This window comes from Paenibacillus favisporus (assembly GCF_040545415.1).
In the GTDB taxonomy this organism is placed as follows: Bacteria; Bacillota; Bacilli; order Paenibacillales; family Paenibacillaceae; genus Paenibacillus_AQ; species Paenibacillus_AQ favisporus.
On sequence record NZ_JBEPLV010000011.1, the window covers coordinates 1 to 16,927 of the forward strand.

18 protein-coding genes are annotated in these 16,927 nt (G+C 54.2%); 1 reads left to right on the top strand and 17 read right to left on the bottom strand.

The features are described from left to right. Window positions 1–360: 360 nt before the first annotated feature. A complete protein-coding gene (locus tag ABID47_RS32565; protein WP_354503271.1) occupies window positions 361–900 on the bottom strand; it encodes a hypothetical protein in 540 nt (179 codons plus the stop codon). A 90-nt stretch (window positions 901–990) separates the two neighbouring features. On the opposite strand from ABID47_RS32565, the gene ABID47_RS32570 reads away from it, so the two are divergent. Next, on the top strand, window positions 991–1,647 hold the full coding sequence (locus ABID47_RS32570; protein ID WP_354503274.1) for a TetR/AcrR family transcriptional regulator: 657 nt from the start codon (window positions 991–993) through the stop codon (window positions 1,645–1,647). A 46-nt stretch (window positions 1,648–1,693) separates the two neighbouring features. Here ABID47_RS32570 and lysS read toward each other — a convergent pair whose 3' ends face one another. The 16 genes from lysS to nadB form a co-directional block, all read right to left on the bottom strand. Further along, complete coding sequence (lysS, locus tag ABID47_RS32575) at window positions 1,694–3,208, bottom strand: lysine--tRNA ligase (RefSeq protein WP_116234446.1); 1,515 nt, start codon at window positions 3,206–3,208, stop codon at window positions 1,694–1,696. 200 nt (window positions 3,209–3,408) lie between these two features. Continuing rightward, window positions 3,409–3,885, bottom strand: coding sequence for a transcription elongation factor GreA (gene greA / locus ABID47_RS32580; protein WP_076176695.1), 477 nt, complete (start codon window positions 3,883–3,885; stop codon window positions 3,409–3,411). A 269-nt stretch (window positions 3,886–4,154) separates the two neighbouring features. Further along, a complete protein-coding gene (gene dusB, locus ABID47_RS32585) occupies window positions 4,155–5,177 on the bottom strand; it encodes a tRNA dihydrouridine synthase DusB (protein ID WP_354503278.1) in 1,023 nt (340 codons plus the stop codon). A 64-nt stretch (window positions 5,178–5,241) separates the two neighbouring features. After that, window positions 5,242–5,445, bottom strand: a complete 204-nt coding sequence (locus ABID47_RS32590; protein ID WP_105442414.1) for a helix-turn-helix domain-containing protein — start codon at window positions 5,443–5,445, stop codon at window positions 5,242–5,244. Beyond that, window positions 5,397–5,945 (bottom strand): 2-amino-4-hydroxy-6-hydroxymethyldihydropteridine diphosphokinase, encoded by a 549-nt coding sequence (gene folK, locus ABID47_RS32595; RefSeq protein WP_076176692.1) that lies wholly within the window; start codon window positions 5,943–5,945, stop codon window positions 5,397–5,399. The genes ABID47_RS32590 and folK overlap by 49 nt, the downstream gene beginning before the upstream one ends. Before the next feature lie 9 nt (window positions 5,946–5,954). After that, a complete protein-coding gene (gene folB, locus ABID47_RS32600) occupies window positions 5,955–6,317 on the bottom strand; it encodes a dihydroneopterin aldolase (protein ID WP_076176691.1) in 363 nt (120 codons plus the stop codon). 59 nt (window positions 6,318–6,376) lie between these two features. Then, the gene (gene folP / locus ABID47_RS32605; protein ID WP_354503342.1) at window positions 6,377–7,201 is read right to left on the bottom strand and encodes a dihydropteroate synthase; all 825 of its coding nucleotides are present in this window, start codon (window positions 7,199–7,201) and stop codon (window positions 6,377–6,379) included. A 35-nt stretch (window positions 7,202–7,236) separates the two neighbouring features. Continuing rightward, complete coding sequence (locus ABID47_RS32610; protein WP_354503281.1) at window positions 7,237–8,124, bottom strand: aminotransferase class IV; 888 nt, start codon at window positions 8,122–8,124, stop codon at window positions 7,237–7,239. Then, a complete protein-coding gene (gene pabA, locus ABID47_RS32615; RefSeq protein ID WP_105442418.1) occupies window positions 8,121–8,702 on the bottom strand; it encodes an aminodeoxychorismate/anthranilate synthase component II in 582 nt (193 codons plus the stop codon). The genes ABID47_RS32610 and pabA overlap by 4 nt, the downstream gene beginning before the upstream one ends. A gap of 4 nt (window positions 8,703–8,706) precedes the next feature. Further along, the gene (locus tag ABID47_RS32620; protein ID WP_354503283.1) at window positions 8,707–10,305 is read right to left on the bottom strand and encodes an anthranilate synthase component I family protein; all 1,599 of its coding nucleotides are present in this window, start codon (window positions 10,303–10,305) and stop codon (window positions 8,707–8,709) included. 192 nt (window positions 10,306–10,497) lie between these two features. Further along, the gene (gene cysK, locus ABID47_RS32625; protein WP_076176686.1) at window positions 10,498–11,436 is read right to left on the bottom strand and encodes a cysteine synthase A; all 939 of its coding nucleotides are present in this window, start codon (window positions 11,434–11,436) and stop codon (window positions 10,498–10,500) included. Between the two features lie 250 nt (window positions 11,437–11,686). Beyond that, window positions 11,687–12,640: a peptidylprolyl isomerase gene (locus ABID47_RS32630; protein ID WP_354503285.1), complete on the bottom strand. Its 954-nt coding sequence runs from the start codon at window positions 12,638–12,640 to the stop codon at window positions 11,687–11,689. A 17-nt stretch (window positions 12,641–12,657) separates the two neighbouring features. Next, window positions 12,658–13,542, bottom strand: a complete 885-nt coding sequence (gene hslO, locus ABID47_RS32635; RefSeq protein WP_145029920.1) for an Hsp33 family molecular chaperone HslO — start codon at window positions 13,540–13,542, stop codon at window positions 12,658–12,660. Window positions 13,543–13,650: 108 nt separating this feature from the next. Further along, entirely contained in the window at window positions 13,651–14,418 is a 768-nt protein-coding gene (locus tag ABID47_RS32640) for a type III pantothenate kinase (protein ID WP_354503288.1), read from the bottom strand. A 5-nt stretch (window positions 14,419–14,423) separates the two neighbouring features. Continuing rightward, entirely contained in the window at window positions 14,424–15,290 is an 867-nt protein-coding gene (gene nadC, locus ABID47_RS32645; RefSeq protein ID WP_354503290.1) for a carboxylating nicotinate-nucleotide diphosphorylase, read from the bottom strand. After that, window positions 15,280–16,896: an L-aspartate oxidase gene (nadB, locus tag ABID47_RS32650; protein WP_116234456.1), complete on the bottom strand. Its 1,617-nt coding sequence runs from the start codon at window positions 16,894–16,896 to the stop codon at window positions 15,280–15,282. Before nadB ends, nadC begins: the two co-directional genes overlap by 11 nt. Window positions 16,897–16,927: the final 31 nt, after the last annotated feature.

Genomic DNA, 16,927 nt, shown 5'->3' on the forward strand with positions numbered 1-16,927 from the left:
GATTGATTTAATCTCAATCGCTCCGGTCATACGACCATCGCGTTTATACTCACTCGTTGTTCAGTTTTCAAAGATCAAACTTCGTTTCGTTACCGGAAGCTCATCGCCTCAGCAACTTTTATAGTATATCATGTTCGGCTCAACTTAGCAAGCTCTTTTTTTAAATCTTTTAATCAGATTTAATATGAAAGGTTGTGATTTGATTCAAGTTACAACCAAATCATTGGCCGGAATATTAATATAACACGCATTGTTGTATTATGCAAGTCTTTTTCTGAAATTATAATTTAATTGTATATATAGGGTGCCGACCGTTTCGCCTAATTTATGCATTTCATAGCTGCGGCACCTGCTGATAAGTCAGTGGCCTTTCTTCTTCCTTGGCCAAAGCGTATAACTGAAACTTATAACGAAATCAATGCCAACAATCCATGCCCAAAGTAATGGAACTTGCTTAAGCGCTTCTGTACGCTCGTGGTCATTAACGACTACAATCATGAGAAAGATCAGAATCGAACCGATGACCCAAGCCAGCGCATGTCTGAACCACCCTTGCCGCTCTCGTCTCGCATGTGCCTTCCCGTATTTGGGTGCCTTTTGGGGCTTAGCCCCTCCTCCAAAACGATAGGCGAACCGCTCGTCGGCCCAATGAATCATCCGGTGGCCAAAAGCAATGGTTACACCGATGTACACTGCAGCCAGCCCATGCATAAATTCCGCCTCGGCTCCGCCGCGCAGATCCATAATCGTAAGAATGATCAAGAGAAGGTCAACTACTGGAGTCATCAACAGCAGCGCGGCACCGCCCTTTTTCCATCCTGCCAAATACCGAACACTAAGCCCGGCTAACACTAAGACCCAGAAGGCTATTTCGCACCCTACAATCCATATACCGATCAAACCTATCCCACTCCTTATTTAATACAAATGTGTTAAAATCAATTTACCACAGTCGTACTAAATAAATCAAGCACGTGGTATAATGGAGACATGCCTAAAATTGTTGATCATGAACTCCAGAAAGCCAAAGTGGCCGAGGCCACCTGGCGCGTCATTCAGAAGCACGGTATCGAGCAAGCTTCCGTCCGAAACATTGCGGAAGAGGCGGGGATCTCCGTAGGTTCGATGCGGCATTATTTTTCAACCCAATCCGAGCTCCTGTCCTATTCCATGAAACGGGTATCCGAACGGGTATCGCAGCGAATATACGATACGGTCTTCTCCGGTGACCTGATGCAGGACATCCCTTCTCTTCTGCATGAGGTTCTCCCTACCGACAACGAAAAGCGGCTGGAAATGGAGGTGTGGTTTTCTTTTGTCGTCAAGTCGCTGTCGGATGATTCCTTGCGTACGCTGCGCCATCAGGTGGACGACGAGCTGCGGTCGATTTTCGTTACCGTATTCAACGGCTTATCGGAAAGCCAGCTCCTGCTTCCAGGTCTGGATTTTGCCATCGAAGTGGAACGCTTCTACGCTGTCCTCGACGGCCTGGCCATCCATGCCGTGATGCGTCCGGAGCGTGTGACCCCTGAGGTCATGGTCGCGGTCATCAAGCGGCATTTGTTATCCTTATGCCGGCCGGATGCCCAATCCATGGCACAGAGGCCTGACTCAAACGCAAAAAAGGAACAGCCGCGTGATACATGATCACGACAGCTGTTCCTTTTATTTATTTTTCCTAAAAACCTGAAAACTACTCCTGACGATTCCGCATATGCGGGAAGAGCAGCACGTCACGGATCGACGGAGAATCCGTCAGCAGCATCACCAGACGGTCGATGCCGATGCCCAGACCACCGGTCGGCGGCATGCCGTACTCCAGCGCTGTGAGGAAATCCTCATCCATTTCATGCGCTTCGTCATTGCCCTGCTCACGTTCCTTCAGCTGTGCTTCAAAACGCTGGCGCTGATCGATTGGGTCGTTCAGCTCGCTGAACGCATTGGCATGCTCACGGGCAACGATAAAGAGCTCAAAACGGTCGGTAAACCGCGGATCCTGCTCGTTTTTCTTCGCAAGCGGCGAAATTTCCACCGGATGCCCGGTCACAAACGTCGGCTGAATCAGCGTTTCCTCAACAAATTCCTCGAAGAACGCGTTCAGGATATGACCGAATGTCATGTGCGGCTCGACTTTGACGTTATGCTCTTTGGCCAGACGGTGAGCTTCCTCATCCGTCATATGCACGCCGAAGTCCACGCCTTTGACTTCCTTGACCGCATCCACCATGGATACCCGGCGCCAAGGCGGAGTCAGGTCGACTTGATGCCCTTGATAGTTGATGACTTTGGTGCCGAGCACTTCCTGCGCTATATGCGCGATCATGTTCTCGGTCAGGTTCATGATGTCTTGGTAATCGGCATAAGCCTCATACAGCTCGATCATCGTAAATTCCGGATTGTGGCGGGTGGAGATCCCCTCGTTACGATATACGCGTCCGATTTCGTATACCTTCTCCAGACCGCCCACAATCAGGCGCTTCAAGTGAAGCTCGATGGCAATCCGCATGTACAGCTGCATGTCCAGCGCGTTATGATGCGTAATAAACGGCTTGGCCGCGGCTCCGCCGGCAATCGCATGCAGTGTCGGAGTTTCGACTTCCAGGTAGCCTTGTGAATCCAGGTAACGGCGCATCGATTGAATAATCCGCGAGCGGGCAATAAACGTCTGCTGTACTTCCGGATTGATGATCAAATCCACATAACGCTGACGGTAACGAAGCTCCACGTCCTTGAGGCCATGGTATTTATCAGGCAATGGGTAAAGGGATTTCGACAGAACCTCCACCTCGCTGGCCTTGATCGTCGTTTCCCCGGTCTTCGTCTTGAACATCGTTCCGGCGATGCCGACGATATCACCCAGGTCCAGCAGGCGGAACGCCTCAAACGCATGCTCAGGCACGGAATCCTGGCGCACATAGATCTGGATTTTGCCGCTGAGATCCTGAATATGAGCAAAAATAGCCTTACCCATGCCACGCTTGGCCATAATCCGTCCGGCAACGCGAACTTCGGCGTGCTGCTCGTCCAGTTCTTCTTTTGTCATGCCGTCGTATTTACTCAGCAGATCGCCGGCCATGCTGGTTCTGTCGTATTTTTTGCCAAAAGGATCGATCCCCAGTGCACGCAGCTCGTCCAGCTTGCCCCGGCGGATTTTCAGCATCTCGCTTAATTCAATTTCCTGTTCCTGGTTGTTCACTTCTTCTGACATGGTCAGTCTTCATCTCCTTCATTTCACTGCTATACCTCTCCCGCTTGTCCAAGCGGCATGCCGTCTGCCATCTATATCCGAAAATAACCCCACCAAGTGGGGCCTTTCCTTTGCCTCGACGTTAGCTCAAGTGTTACATTCCACAATCTTGAAAAAAAGCTTCCTCAAGGAAGCTTTCTTTCAATCCTAAAGCATGGATATTACTTTTTGATATCGATGATTTTATATTGAATGACGCCCGCAGGAACGTTCACATCCACGACGGTTCCTTTTTGCTTGCCGATGATTGCTTTGCCGACCGGGCTTTCATTGGAAATTTTATTGTTCAGCGGATCGGATTCGGCACTACCGACGATTGTATATTCCATCGTATCGCCGAATTCCAGGTCCTGCACCGTTACCGTAGCACCTACGCCTACAATGTCCGTGTTGATCTCATCATTATTGATGATCCGGGCATTGCGCAGCATTTTTTCCAAAGTAATGATTCGGCCTTCAATAAAAGCCTGCTCGTTCTTGGCGTCTTCGTATTCGGAGTTCTCACTGATATCACCGTAGCCGATGGCAACCTTGATCCGCTCCGCGACTTCGCGGCGCTTCACCGATTTCAGGTTCTCGAGTTCGTCTTCCAGCTTCTTAAGTCCGTCCTGTGTAAGAATGACTTCTTTATCGCTCATCTTAACCGATTCTCCTGTCATGTAAATAAATTAAAAAACATCCTGCTTCCATAGAATGAACTAAAGAAACTTACGTTCTTGCTCCGTGGTCAGGAGATGGCAATGCTTACTTTAGTTCAATCTATATATATGCAAAACTATATGCAAAATTTGAAGGATCAGAACATCCTCCTGCTGCTTGTTAAACGAAGAGTCGAATTTATACTGCAAAATTATATGGTAACCGTTTCAAAATGTCAATGACAGGGGTGCAGCCGCGGCCGCCCATCTTATTGGGCCACCGCTTCCACACCTATTTCCTCGGTCTCCATTTCGGCACGCTGGTTCAGGTTCGCCACAAAATCCTCCAATATTCCGACCATTTCGTCGCGCTTCGTACCTTCCATAATCTCATCCTTGATCCGCGCGGACCCTTTGAGACCTTTCAGGTACCATGCCAGGTGCTTGCGCATTTCGCGTACCGCCACGAACTCGCCTCTCAGCGCGATCAGACGGTCCATATGAAGAATCGCGATGCGAATTTTCTCTTCAGCCGCAGGCTCCGGAAGCAGCTCACCGCTCTTGAGGTACTCAATCGTACGATACAGCATCCACGGATTTCCCAAAGCGCCGCGTCCGATCATAACCCCGTCACATCCGGTTTCGTCGAGCATGCGCCGCGCGTCTTCAGGAGTAACCACGTCACCGTTACCGATGACCGGGATCGATACCGACTCTTTAACTTGCTTTATAATGCTCCAATCGGCATGTCCCGTATACAGCTGTTCCCGGGTTCTGCCGTGCAGGCTGACTGCCTGGCCTCCGGCGCGTTCCACCGCCTGGGCGTTCTCCACCGCGTAAATGTGGTCGCTGTCCCATCCGGTTCGCATTTTCACGGTCACTGGTTTATCGACTGCATCCACGACCGCGGAGACCATTTCATAAATTTTCTGGGGATCGAGCAGCCAGCGTGCACCGGCATCGATTTTGGTCACTTTCGGAGCCGGACAGCCCATATTGATATCAATAATATCGGCGTTGGTCTGTTGGTCCACAACTTTGGCTGCCTCCACCAGGGAATTCCGGTCTCCTCCGAAAATCTGCAGGCTGAGCGGCTTCTCGCGCTCATCTACATATAGCATTTCCCGCGTGCGCTGATTGCCGTGAACGATCGCCTTGCCGCTGACCATTTCTGCGCAGACCAGACCCGTTCCGAATTCCTTGGCGATAAGACGGAACGCAGGATTACACACGCCCGCCATCGGTGCCAGCACGACTTGGTTCTTCATTTCAATATCGCCAATCTTCAGCATCGCATCATTTCCCCCCTTATTATTCATTGTATATACATAAGCAGTATTCCTGCTTCTCAAAAGTCTAACCGTTCCTCAGTTCCTGAACAGATACACCCAGTGCTTCCGCTACTTTGATCAAAACCTGTTCTTCTGCACGACGGTTTCCCCGTTCGATGGCCCCCAGCACCGCAAGCGATATGCCGCTCTTGGCTGCGAGCTCCTGCTGCGTGTAGCCTTTTAGCTTCCGGAAGGCGCGGACGCGCTTCGCCAGCTGCATGTTTTCCAAAGCTGCAGACCTTCCTTTCCATCCAGCTTATCCAGAGCTGTCTCTACGATTGTATATAAGCCGGAAGGCTCGTCGGGAGGAACGATATCGGATAAGGGAACCAGCACGAAGGCGCGCTCCTCCATCCGGGGATGCGGCAGCACCAGTTCTTCCGTGTTCTCCCTGCGGCCCTCCATCCAGATTAAATCCAAATCGACGGTCCGGGGCCCCCAATGGATCTCCCGAATGCGCCCAAGCCCGTTCTCAATCCCCTGCATCACGTGCAGCAGTTCATGGGAATCCAAACTTGTGCGGACGCACACGGCCATATTTAAAAAGAGGGGCTGGTCCACATAACCCACAGGCTCCGTCTCATAAAGATGGGAACAGCGGGCTACCGTAATGCGGGGATCTTCATCCAGGCGCCGGATGGCTTCCATTAGCGTATGCTCGCGGTCACCCAAATTTGCCCCTAAAGCAATATAAGCCTCTGATAGCTCAGAGGTGAAATGTGCATTCATGGTGGAGTCTCACTTTCTTGTTCTATGCAGCTCCACAGTAACACCCTGAAAGTGGATGTCAAATGGAGGATGCGGTTTGGTCACTTTGACCGTCAGTGCATTGATACTAGTATAAGTGTCCAGTACAACAGATGCAATACGTTCGGCTAAAGCTTCAATCAGGCGAAAAGACTCGGTTTCTACCACGTTTTTGACCGTTTCGTGGACTTCGGCATAATTTACCGTTTGGGTGAGATCGTCGTTCTCTCCGGCTGCGCGCAAATCCAGCTCCATGTCCAGATCGACGTAGAAGCGCTGGCCGAGCTTCCGCTCTTCCTCGAACACGCCGTGATACCCGTAATACTCCATGCGGTGAATGACCATTCTATCCATTTTCTACTCCGCCTCCCCAATAATCAACATCGTAACAAACGATCCTGTATATAAAACCGTTATTCCCGACTCACAACCGCTGAAGTGTATATCATCGCATCGCACATTTTGACGGTTCGTTTGATCGATTTCACATCGTGCACCCTCACTAGCTGGCAGCCCTGGGCGATTCCGAATGCCACCGTGGCCGCGGTGCCCTCGACCAGATCATCCACCGGCAGATCCAGCACGCTGCGGATGAACTTTTTGCGGGACGTGGCCAGCAGCACGGGATATCCGATCTGGTTCAGACGGTCCAGCTGGGTCATCAGCTTCAAGTTGTGCTCTCCGTTTTTGGCAAAACCGATCCCGGGGTCCAAAATAATATGTTCCGGACGAACTCCGGCCGCCAAGGCGAGGCGCACGCTCTCTTTCAGGTCAGCGACGACGTCCTCCACAAAATCGGTGTAGTCCATGTCTTGCCGGTTATGCATCAGAATAATCGGACAGCCCAGCTCGGCTGCCACCTTCAGCATATCCGGATCGCCTTTGCCTCCCCAAATATCGTTGATGATATGGGCACCGGCCAGAATGGCCTGGCGAGCCACTTCCGCCTTGTACGTATCGATCGAGATCGGAATGTGCGGGGCCGCTTTATGGATCGCTTCAATCACGGGAATCACGCGGGCCAATTCCTCTTCCTGGGATACCGGCGTATATCCCGGCCGGGTTGATTCTCCTCCGATATCGATCAGGTCGGCGCCGTCCAGCATCATTTTGAGTGCATGGCGTACAGCCGTGTCCGGATCCACATACCGGCCGCCGTCGGAGAAGGAATCAGGCGTTACATTTAAAATGCCCATCACCTGGGTAGACTGTCCGAGCCTCAGCACGGCTTGACCCATCGTAAAGTTACGTTCGTAGATTGTCGTTTTCACTGTCAAATCCCTGCTTTCTGTCGGTACAAATTGAGCAGCCTGCGGGTGATCGGGCCGGCCGCGCCGTTCCCCACCGTTCTGCCCGTTCCCTGCCTGTCCAGCAGGAGCGTAACGGGCACAAGCTCCTGGATGGAGCTGGTCACGAACACCTCATCTGCGGCCAGCAGATCTTCCCATGTGTACAGGCCTTCCGCGCAGCGGATGCCGGCCGCGCCGGCGAGCTCAAGCACAACCTGGCGCGTAATGCCAGGCAGCAGCCCGGTGGATGCATCAGGTGTATAGAGTTCCCCTTCTTTCACTAAAAACACGTTGCTGACGACGCCTTCGCTGACATGTCCGCGCTCATCGAGCATCAGACCTTCCGCCTGGCGGGAACGCGGATCACCCAGAGCCGCCAGCTCCCTTTTCGCCAAAATGTTGTTCATGTAATGGAGCGACTTCAAGCGGATCGGAGCTTCGGGAGAGTTGCGCCGCGTGTCCAGCAGCTGCAGGGCTTTTCCTTGGGTGTAGAGGTTCTCAGGCACCTCGGGCAGCGCCTTCACAAGCAGAACATGATTGGGACGGCTGTACTCCTCCCCGGGAAGCCCGAGAACATCAACGCCAGCGCTGACGGTATAACGGATGTATGCCTCCTCAAGGCCGTTCGCCTTCATCAAGGCTTCAATCCAGCCGGGCATGGACGCGAGGGCATCCTCCGGTGAAAAGGGAATGCCCAGCATCCGGCAGCCCTCTGCCATCCGCTTCAAGTGCCTCTCCAGCAAAAAGGGCCGGCCGCGGTATGTCCGCAGCGTCTCGAACAGCCCCATTCCGTATAAAAAGCCGTGATCCATTACAGGTACCACGGCGTCGGCGGCATCCACGATCCCGCCGTTCAATCCTATCTTCTTCATGCTTTGGCGCCTGCGGTCTGCTTCAGGAAATTACGCAGTATTTGATGCCCGTAATCGGTGATGATCGACTCCGGATGGAACTGGACGCCTTCAATCGGATACTCCTTATGACGCAGTCCCATAATCTCACCTTCCTCGGTTTCTGCGGTGATCTCCAGGCAGTCCGGCAGACTGTCCCGCTCCACCAGCAGCGAGTGGTATCTTGTCGCCGTAAATGGCGAAGGAAGACCCTCGAACACGGAGGTGCCGTGATGGTGGATCGGCGATGTTTTTCCGTGCATCAGCCGTTCAGCGCGGATGACATTGCCACCGAATGCCTGCCCAATGGCCTGGTGACCCAAGCATACGCCGAAAATCGGGATTTTGCCTTTAAAATTCGCAATCGTCTCCAAGCTGATTCCCGCCTCGTTCGGCGTGCAGGGACCCGGGGAAATCAAAATATGGTCGGGTGCAAGCTCCTCAATGCCGGATACGGTAATTTCATCGTTGCGGTATACCTTCACTTCCTGTCCGAGTTCCCCCAAATACTGCACCAGATTGTACGTAAAAGAGTCATAATTGTCGATAACCAAAATCATATGCTCATCCCCTTATCCCAGATTTGGCGGCGGATTCCTCTTCGCTTGCGAGAACCGCCAGGATCATGCCTTTAGCCTTGTTTTGGCATTCCCGGTATTCCCGGTAAGGGTCGGAATCGATGACGATTCCCGCCCCGGCCTGGATATATCCCGTACCGTCCAGGACGGCCATCGTTCTTATGATAATATTTAATTCCATATTGCCGTTGTAGTCAATCCAGCCGATCGAGCCGGTGTAAGGACCGCGCCTAACCGGTTCCAGCTCCTCGATGATTTCCATCGTCCTCACTTTGGGTGCGCCCGTGATGGTTCCTCCCGGGAAAAAAGCCGCGATCACGTCGTATACGCCTTTGCCCGGAGCGAGCCGGCCTTCCACCTGAGAAACGAGATGCATCACATGGGAGTAATGCTCGACCGTCATCAGCTCCGGAACGTGCACCGAGCCGTACGCCGCCACCTTCCCCAGATCGTTGCGTTCGAGATCCACCAGCATGATATGCTCGGCTCTCTCCTTCTCGCTGCCCAGCAGTTCGGCCGCCATGGCCGCATCCTCCTGCGGGGTCAGCCCCCGGCGCCTCGTGCCGGCGATCGGGCGGGTGCTGATCCGCTCCCCCTGAAGCTTCACCAACAGTTCCGGGGAGCCGCTGACCAGCGTGAATCCCGGCGAGCGCAGAAGACCCATGTAAGGGGAAGGATTCAGCAGGCGGAGCCATTCATAGGCCTGCTCCGGCGGCGAATGCAGGTCCAGCTCCTGACGGAGCGACAGATTCACCTGGAAGACGTCCCCTTCGCGAATATACTGCTGGATGGCCCGCACAGCCTGTTCGAAGGATTCCTGCGGGAATCCGGTACGCAGCTGCGGCCACTCCATCCGGGGGGACAGCTCCTCCGCCTGCTTTCGCCGCCGGTCCGCTTCGGCCTGGATCCCGTCGTCCAGGTTCACCATGGACAGCCACAACGACTGCATGGACCGGGCACGCTCGGCAGCCTCCTCGTAAAGCACACCCATCCTCTGCCCGATCAGATCCCTGTCCAGCCCTTCTGCATCAAAATGCACATGGACCGTGCAGTACACCTTCCGGCTGTCTGCATCATGCAACCACAACTCTTCCATCCGCATCCACAAATAATCCGGGAATGCCGGAAGATCGGCTGCGGTGGACGGCAGATTTTCAAGGGAACGAACGATGTCATACCCTAGAAAGCCAACGCATCCTCCAAGAAGGGGTGGCAATTCTGGATCCGGCTGCTGGGGAGCCCGGTACGGCGCCATCCACTGCTGCAGCACCTGCAGCGGACTTCCGTCCACCTTCTCAGTCGCCCCGCTCAGCAGGTGCGTCACGACGCCACCGTGATCTTTTCCGTGAAGAACCGACACCGGTCGCAGCCCCAGGTAGGTATACCGCCCCTCCTTACCGCTCTCGAGTACGAAGGAATAGGGCGAAGCCTGTTCCCAGGCCGACGTCCAAGCCGCCGGGAGCTCCCCTTCTTCCTGCCGGTCCCATCCTCCGGACGACAGCACATATGGAAACATCGTCATGCCCTCTGCGGCCCAAGTCATCCATTGATCCAAGGTGATCAAACCGCTCTCGTTTCTCTTCATTTTCTGATCCCCTTTTAGTAACAAGACCCGTCTATTGGTTGTCAGTATACTTGGAGTCGGCAGGTTTGAAAAGTCTTTTTCCAAAAAGATGCCTGATTTGGCTGCCAATGAGCGGCTGCATGAACAAAAAAAACCTGCAGCCGGATAGACCGGCAGCAGGGGCGAGAGTTTTTACAATGTATAAGACGCTAATTACGCCTCAAAGTTATACAGCGGTGTGCTCAAATAACGTTCGCCGTTACTTGGGATGACTACCACGACACGTTTGCCTTTACCGAGCTCTTTGGCCACCTTAAGTGCGGCGAACACGGCAGCGCCGGAAGAAATACCGGACAGGACGCCTTCTTCTTTGGCGACACGGCGTGCCGTTTCAAAGGCTTCGTCGTTCTCCACGTGAATGATTTCATCGTAGATGTCACGGTTGAGGATATCCGGAATGAAGTTGGCGCCCAGACCTTGAATTTTGTGCGGTCCTGGTTTGCCTCCTGCCAGAATTGGAGAAGCCGCAGGCTCAACAGCCACGATCTTGATGTCAGGGAAGCGGTTCTTCAGCACTTCGCCGGCACCGGAAATCGTTCCGCCCGTTCCGATTCCTGCCACGAAGGCGTCGAGGGAGCCGCCGATGGATTCAATCGCTTCCACAATTTCCGGACCCGTCGTTTCGCGGTGAATCTTCACGTTGGCCGGGTTTTTGAACTGCTCAGCCATGAAGTAATCCGGATTTTCCTTCACGATTTCTTCGGCTTTCTTAACGGCACCGTTCATGCCTTCAGCTCCCGGCGTCAGAACCAATTCTGCACCGTAGGCGCGAAGCAGGTTGCGGCGCTCAAGGCTCATCGTTTCAGGCATGACGATCACAGCTTTGTAGCCTTTGGCTGCAGCTACCATAGCCAGACCGATACCGGTGTTGCCGCTTGTCGCTTCCACAATCGTACCCCCAGGCTTCAGAAGGCCGTCCTTCTCCGCTTGTTCGACGATGCTGATCGCAATCCGGTCCTTAACGCTGGAGCCCGGATTTTGATATTCCAGCTTCAAGTAAATTTCCGCGCTGTCTTCCGGTGCAAGCCGGTTCAGCCGGACAAGGGGTGTTCCTCCGATTAATTCCGTTACGTTGTTGACGACCTTAGCCATAGGTAAATCCTCCCTGTATATAATGAATTTGATGAATAACTGCTGTATACAAAATTCTAGAAAGAGAATCTGGCTGGCTTGGATCAAACTATATCCGAGTAAATAAGTAGGTATTTATACCTTCATCTTATCAACCTTCCACCTCAATGTCAATATGAACCCGGACGTAAGGCCTGGTTGTAAACAAAGAAAACATCCTGAAAACGTATGTAAGCCAGGGCTCATCATCTTGCCTGCCGCTTCTGTCGTTTCAGGATGCTTTGGATGGCGATATTTTGATCAAAATCTTGGCGTCATATTTGTTTCTCAACTGTTCTTCCAGCTGCGAAAGGGGAACAGCCTCGCTTAAGGCCAGCTGTTTGCGGGCCTCCCGAATGATCTCCTCGCTGCTCTTGGTACTGCCGTTCACCACGCTGATCAGCTGGACGACCGCATATCCGTCATTTAGCCGTACCGGACCCGCTGCGTCCCCTGGCTTCAGGGTTGAGGCTGTCTGCAGTACTTCCGGAGCAATAAAAGGATCATCCTCTTCCACCGTCCCCAGGTCACCGCCTTGATCGCGTGTAAATTCATCCAGGGAGTACGCTGCTGCCAGCGTGCCGAAATCCTCTCCCTGCTGCAGGCGGTCAAGCACCCGATTCGCCTCATCTTCCGTATCCGTCTGAATCCAGGCAAGATGATAAGCCTTCTTGGCTGCAAACTCCTCTTGATGCTGATCGATATAACGCTGTACCTCCGCATCCGTGATGCGAATTCCTGCGGTTGCGATCTTTTGCAGTGTGAGACGGTACTCGGTTTCCGCCCGGATTTCCTCGGGAGTCAGGTTAAGCTGGTCGGCCATCTCCCGATAATAATCGTCCGGGGAAGCGTAACCCTGCATTTCCCGGTTAATCTCCTCCGTCACTTCCTCCGGGGTCACCTTAATATTCAGGGACTGGGCCTCCGCATATACCGCCTTGTGATTCAGCATCTGCGTCAATGCTTCCTCCCCGTGCGTCCGTTTCAGCTCCTCGACCCAATCGCTTTCCGTAATGGTGCTGCCGTTAAAAGACGCCACCGCATCCGCCCCTTGCTTGTCTTCAGCCGGTGTCGGCTCATCTGCCGGTTTAAGTCCACGGATGACAATCAGACTCCCCATAAACAACACGCCCGCTGCCAAAATAATGACCGCGGCCCACAGCCCCTTCTCCTGTCTGGTTATCATATCATCGAACCCGCCCCTTACTTCATGGCTTGTTCAAGAATTTGCTGCAGTTGTTCCCTGTCAAAATCATACGCTTCATTGCAGAAATGGCACACCACTTCTGCCTGTCCATCTTCCTCGATCAAACGCTCCAGTTCCGCTTGGCCCAGGCTGACCAACGTTTGCTCTACCCGGTCACGAGAGCACTGACAGCGAAACATGATGTCCATCTCTTCGAGAACCTCTACATCGGGAAGCAGCTGCTTCAGCATATCTTCCAGCTCCAGCCCTTGGTCCAGCAGGGTGGTTACCGGCGGAATCGCGCTTACCGCCTGCTCAATCGCCGTGATTTCCTCATCGGAAAGGCCCGGAAGCAGCTGAATAATAAAGCCGCCGGCCACGAGCACGGAGTTGTCGGGAGCGACGAGTACGCCCAGGCCAACCGCAGTAGGGGTTTGCTCCGATACGGCAAAATAATACGTAAAGTCCTCTCCGAGCTCTCCCGAAATAATCGGTACGCTTCCGCGGTAAGGCTCTTTGAGGCCGAGGTCTTTCGTTACGTGTAGGTATCCCTCACGGCCGACCGCGCCGGCTACGTCGAGTTTTCCCTGGCTGTTGCTGGGCAAGTGGACATGCGGATTAGTGACGTATCCCGTCACTTCGCCAAAGGAGTTGGCTTCCACGACGATTTGTCCAATCGGTCCGTCGCCCTTGACTTGAATGCTGAGCTTTTCCTTGCCCTTCAGCATGGCGCCCATCATACCAGCGGCTGTCAGCGTGCGTCCCAGCGCCGCTGTGGCGGTAGGCCACGTATCATGCCTTCTGCGAAGCTCCTCCACGAGAGCCGTCGTTCTCACCGCGAAAGCCCGGACCCGTCCATTCATGGCCGTGCCCCGGATGAGGCGGTCCTGTTTGTTTTCCATTATGTGTACTGCCTCCTTTATTGGATGAGCCGGGAAGGCTCTGCCATTATCTATCTATTTTACCGCAAAACAGGCCTTTTTGGTGATCCGGTTGATCTTTCTGGCAATTCAGCGGTTGCGCTCATAAATAATCCGGAGGCCGTCGAGCGTCAGCAGCGGATTCACTTCCTGGATGACCTTCGTTTCGCTGGCGATCAGATCCGCCAGTCCGCCCGTTGCGACCACTTTCAGGGAGGGCACCTGCATCTCGCCGCGAATCCGCTCTACAATGCCGTCAACCTGCCCGGCGTATCCGAAAATAATGCCTGCCTGCATCGCATGAACTGTATTTCGTCCGATGACCTTTTTGGGCTTTTCCAGCTCAATCCGCGGCAGCTTCGATGCGCGCTGATACAGCGCTTCGGTCGCAATGCCGATGCCCGGCACGATCAGGCCGCCGAGATAGGCGCCTTTGGCATCAATGCAGTCAAATGTGGTAGCCGTGCCAAAGTCGATCACGACGAGCGGGCCCTGGTACTTCTCCACGGCGGCAACGGCGTTGGCGATCCGGTCAGCCCCGACCTCGCGCGGATTTTCGTAACGCAGATTGAGTCCGGTTTTAATCCCCGGCCCCACGATGAGCGGCGAATGGTGGATATATTTTTGGCACATCTCCTCAATGACATGGACCATAGGCGGTACCACTGAAGAAATGATCACGCCCTCAATGTCGCTGACCGGGATCCCGGACATCTGAAACATGTTCCGGAACATAATGCCGTACTCGTCCGGTGTGGAATGATTAACCGTGCTGAGACGGAAATGATGCAATAGCTCCCGGTTTCTGTATATCCCCAGGACGATGTTCGTATTCCCGATGTCGATCACCAGAATCACGGGGGCTATCCCTCCTTCACCGCATTGAGATCGAGGCTGATGTCCAGGCTGTCGAAGGAATACGTCAGTCTGCCGACCGAAATGACGTCGACGCCGCAGGCCGCGATCCCCTTCACAGTTTTCAAAGACACGTTGCCGGAGGCCTCCACGGTTACATGCGGGGACTTGGCCTTAATGCGCCGAACGGCCTCTTTCATCAGATCCTGGCTCATGTTATCCAGCATGATGATGTCCGCACCGGCTTCCAGCGCTTCTTCGACCTGATCAAGCGATTCCGTCTCCACTTCGATGGTCATCGTATGAGGAATAAACGCCCGGGCACGCTCCACGGCCTGACGGATTCCGCCGGCGCCCTTAATATGGTTGTCCTTGATCATCACAGCATCATACAGCCCGAAGCGGTGGTTGGCTCCCCCACCGACGCGCACCGCGTATTTCTCCAGCATGCGGTGTCCCGGCGTCGTCTTCCGGGTATCGACCAAGCGGGTTGGCAAGCCCTCCAGCGCATCCACGAACGAACGTGTCCGGGTCGCAATGCCAGACAAGCGCTGCAGCAAATTCAAGGCCAGCCGCTCCCCCGTCAAAATCCGGTGCGTGCTGCCTTCTACGACAGCGAGTACCGTTCCCTTCTTTACGAAATCGCCTTCCGATACTTGAGGCGTGAACGTGAGCGCCGGGTCCACGACTTGAAACACGAGCTCCGATACGGGAAGTCCGGCTACCACGCCATCTTCCTTGGCATGGATGATTCCCTTGGATTCATGTCCTGCCGGAATGGTCGACAGCGTCGTCACATCTCCCGATCCGACGTCCTCTCTCAGCCACAGCCGGATGGACTCCACAAGACTTTCATCATATCCGTTAAACGTCATCGCTGATTTCCTCCACTATTTCTTGATCCCGCCGCTGCAGCAGATGCTTGCGCCAGCCTTCGTCATCCCGCAGGGGGAAGTCTTCGCGGTAATGCGCCCCACGGCTCTCTTCCCGGGACAATGCCGCGCTGGTCACCAGCAGACTGCTGGTCAGCATGTTGGCAAATTCAAATTCCTCACGCTTGCTCAGTCCGGACTGGAAAATCGGCAGCTGGCGCTTCAGTTCATCCAGCCCCTTCAGCAGCAGCGTCTTGTTCCGGCGCAATCCAACGTACCGCACCATCACCTTCTGAAGCTTGAGCCGGCGCTCTACAATGGCCTGCCTTGGCGATTCCAGGCGCCCCTCATCGACCCGGATATCTTGGGGTTCCCAGTCCAGCGGGGACAGTTCCCGCAGGCGGTTCACAATACGCCGTCCAAACACGATCGCTTCAGAGAGCGAGTTGCTGGCCAGTCGGTTGGCGCCGTGAACACCGGTCGAGGACACTTCGCCGCAGGCAAACAGCCGCTTGATACTGCTCTCGCCGTTCAGGTCCGTTTTGACGCCGCCCATCATATAATGCGCAGCCGGAGCCACCGGAATCCAGTCCGTCGACATATCCAATCCGTAAGACATGCACGTTTCGTAAATGGTCGGAAACCGATGCTTAAGCATATCCTCCGGCTCATGGGTAATATCCAAATAGACGAAGGTGGATTTCGTTTCTTCCATTTCGCTGAGGATCGCCCGGGCGACAATGTCGCGCGGCGCCAATTCGAGCAGCTCATGGTATTTTTCCATAAAACGTTCGCCTTTAATATTCCGCAGAACGGCGCCTTCGCCCCGAACGGCCTCGGAGATCAAAAACCTCGGAGCACCTGGATAACAAAGAGCGGTCGGGTGAAACTGAATAAACTCCATATCGCGAACCTCAGCCCCCGCCCGATAGGCAATCGCCACACCATCGGCCGTGGCCACTTCCGGATTGGTGGTGTACCGGTAGAGCTGTCCCGCGCCGCCGGAACAAAGCACAGTCGCGTTCGCCTGCACAAAGATCCGCTGCCCGTCGGGACGCTGAACCAGTGCTCCCTTGCACTCGCCGTTTTCTGTAATAACGTCTATTACAAAGTGATGCTCCCATACCTCAATATGATCATGCTCCGCCACTTTCTCGGCCAGCGCTCTGACAATTTCGTAGCCGGTCGCGTCCCCGTTGGCATGCAAAATCCGCCGGTGGCTGTGCGCGCCTTCCTGGGTCAGGGCAAGCTCCCCGTTTTCCAGGTCAAACGTTGTGCCGAGCCGGATCAGCTCCTTGACGCCCTCAGGGCCTTCATTGACCAAGAGGTCCACCGAGGAGGACGAACACAGCCCTGCCCCCGCCATCAGCGTATCCTGCCGGTGATACTGAGGGGAATCATCCTCCGAAATGACCGCGGCAATCCCCCCTTGTGCGTACCGGGTGTTGCTTTCGAGCAGTGCCTTTTTCGTGATCATGATGACGTGCCGGTCCTGGCTTGCCTGAATCGCCGTAAACAGTCCGGCTATACCAGAGCCGATGACGATGACATCCGTCTTGGTCCGGGGCAAAGTCTGCAGATCAAAGTCAACCAGATATTGTGGAATCATGTGCCTGTTCACCTGTCTTAAGAGAAAGAGT

Bases quoted from the DNA above. Each gene is read 5' to 3' on its own strand.
- nadC (WP_354503290.1), bottom strand. From the start codon at position 15,290: ATGACGTTTAACGGATATGATGAAAGTCTTGTGGAGTCCATCCGGCTG.
- lysS (WP_116234446.1), bottom strand. From the start codon at position 3,208: ATGTCAGAAGAAGTGAACAACCAGGAACAGGAAATTGAATTAAGCGAG.
- folP (WP_354503342.1), bottom strand. From the start codon at position 7,201: ATGGGTCAAGCCGTGCTGAGGCTCGGACAGTCTACCCAGGTGATGGGC.
- dusB (WP_354503278.1), bottom strand. From the start codon at position 5,177: ATGCTGAAGATTGGCGATATTGAAATGAAGAACCAAGTCGTGCTGGCA.
- cysK (WP_076176686.1), bottom strand. From the start codon at position 11,436: ATGGCTAAGGTCGTCAACAACGTAACGGAATTAATCGGAGGAACACCC.
- ABID47_RS32620 (WP_354503283.1), bottom strand. From the start codon at position 10,305: ATGAAGAGAAACGAGAGCGGTTTGATCACCTTGGATCAATGGATGACT.
- greA (WP_076176695.1), bottom strand. From the start codon at position 3,885: ATGAGCGATAAAGAAGTCATTCTTACACAGGACGGACTTAAGAAGCTG.
- ABID47_RS32630 (WP_354503285.1), bottom strand. From the start codon at position 12,640: ATGATAACCAGACAGGAGAAGGGGCTGTGGGCCGCGGTCATTATTTTG.
- ABID47_RS32570 (WP_354503274.1), top strand. From the start codon at position 991: ATGCCTAAAATTGTTGATCATGAACTCCAGAAAGCCAAAGTGGCCGAG.
- folK (WP_076176692.1), bottom strand. From the start codon at position 5,945: ATGAATGCACATTTCACCTCTGAGCTATCAGAGGCTTATATTGCTTTA.
- hslO (WP_145029920.1), bottom strand. From the start codon at position 13,542: ATGGAAAACAAACAGGACCGCCTCATCCGGGGCACGGCCATGAATGGA.
- ABID47_RS32610 (WP_354503281.1), bottom strand. From the start codon at position 8,124: ATGAAGAAGATAGGATTGAACGGCGGGATCGTGGATGCCGCCGACGCC.
- pabA (WP_105442418.1), bottom strand. From the start codon at position 8,702: ATGATTTTGGTTATCGACAATTATGACTCTTTTACGTACAATCTGGTG.
- nadB (WP_116234456.1), bottom strand. From the start codon at position 16,896: ATGATTCCACAATATCTGGTTGACTTTGATCTGCAGACTTTGCCCCGG.
- folB (WP_076176691.1), bottom strand. From the start codon at position 6,317: ATGGATAGAATGGTCATTCACCGCATGGAGTATTACGGGTATCACGGC.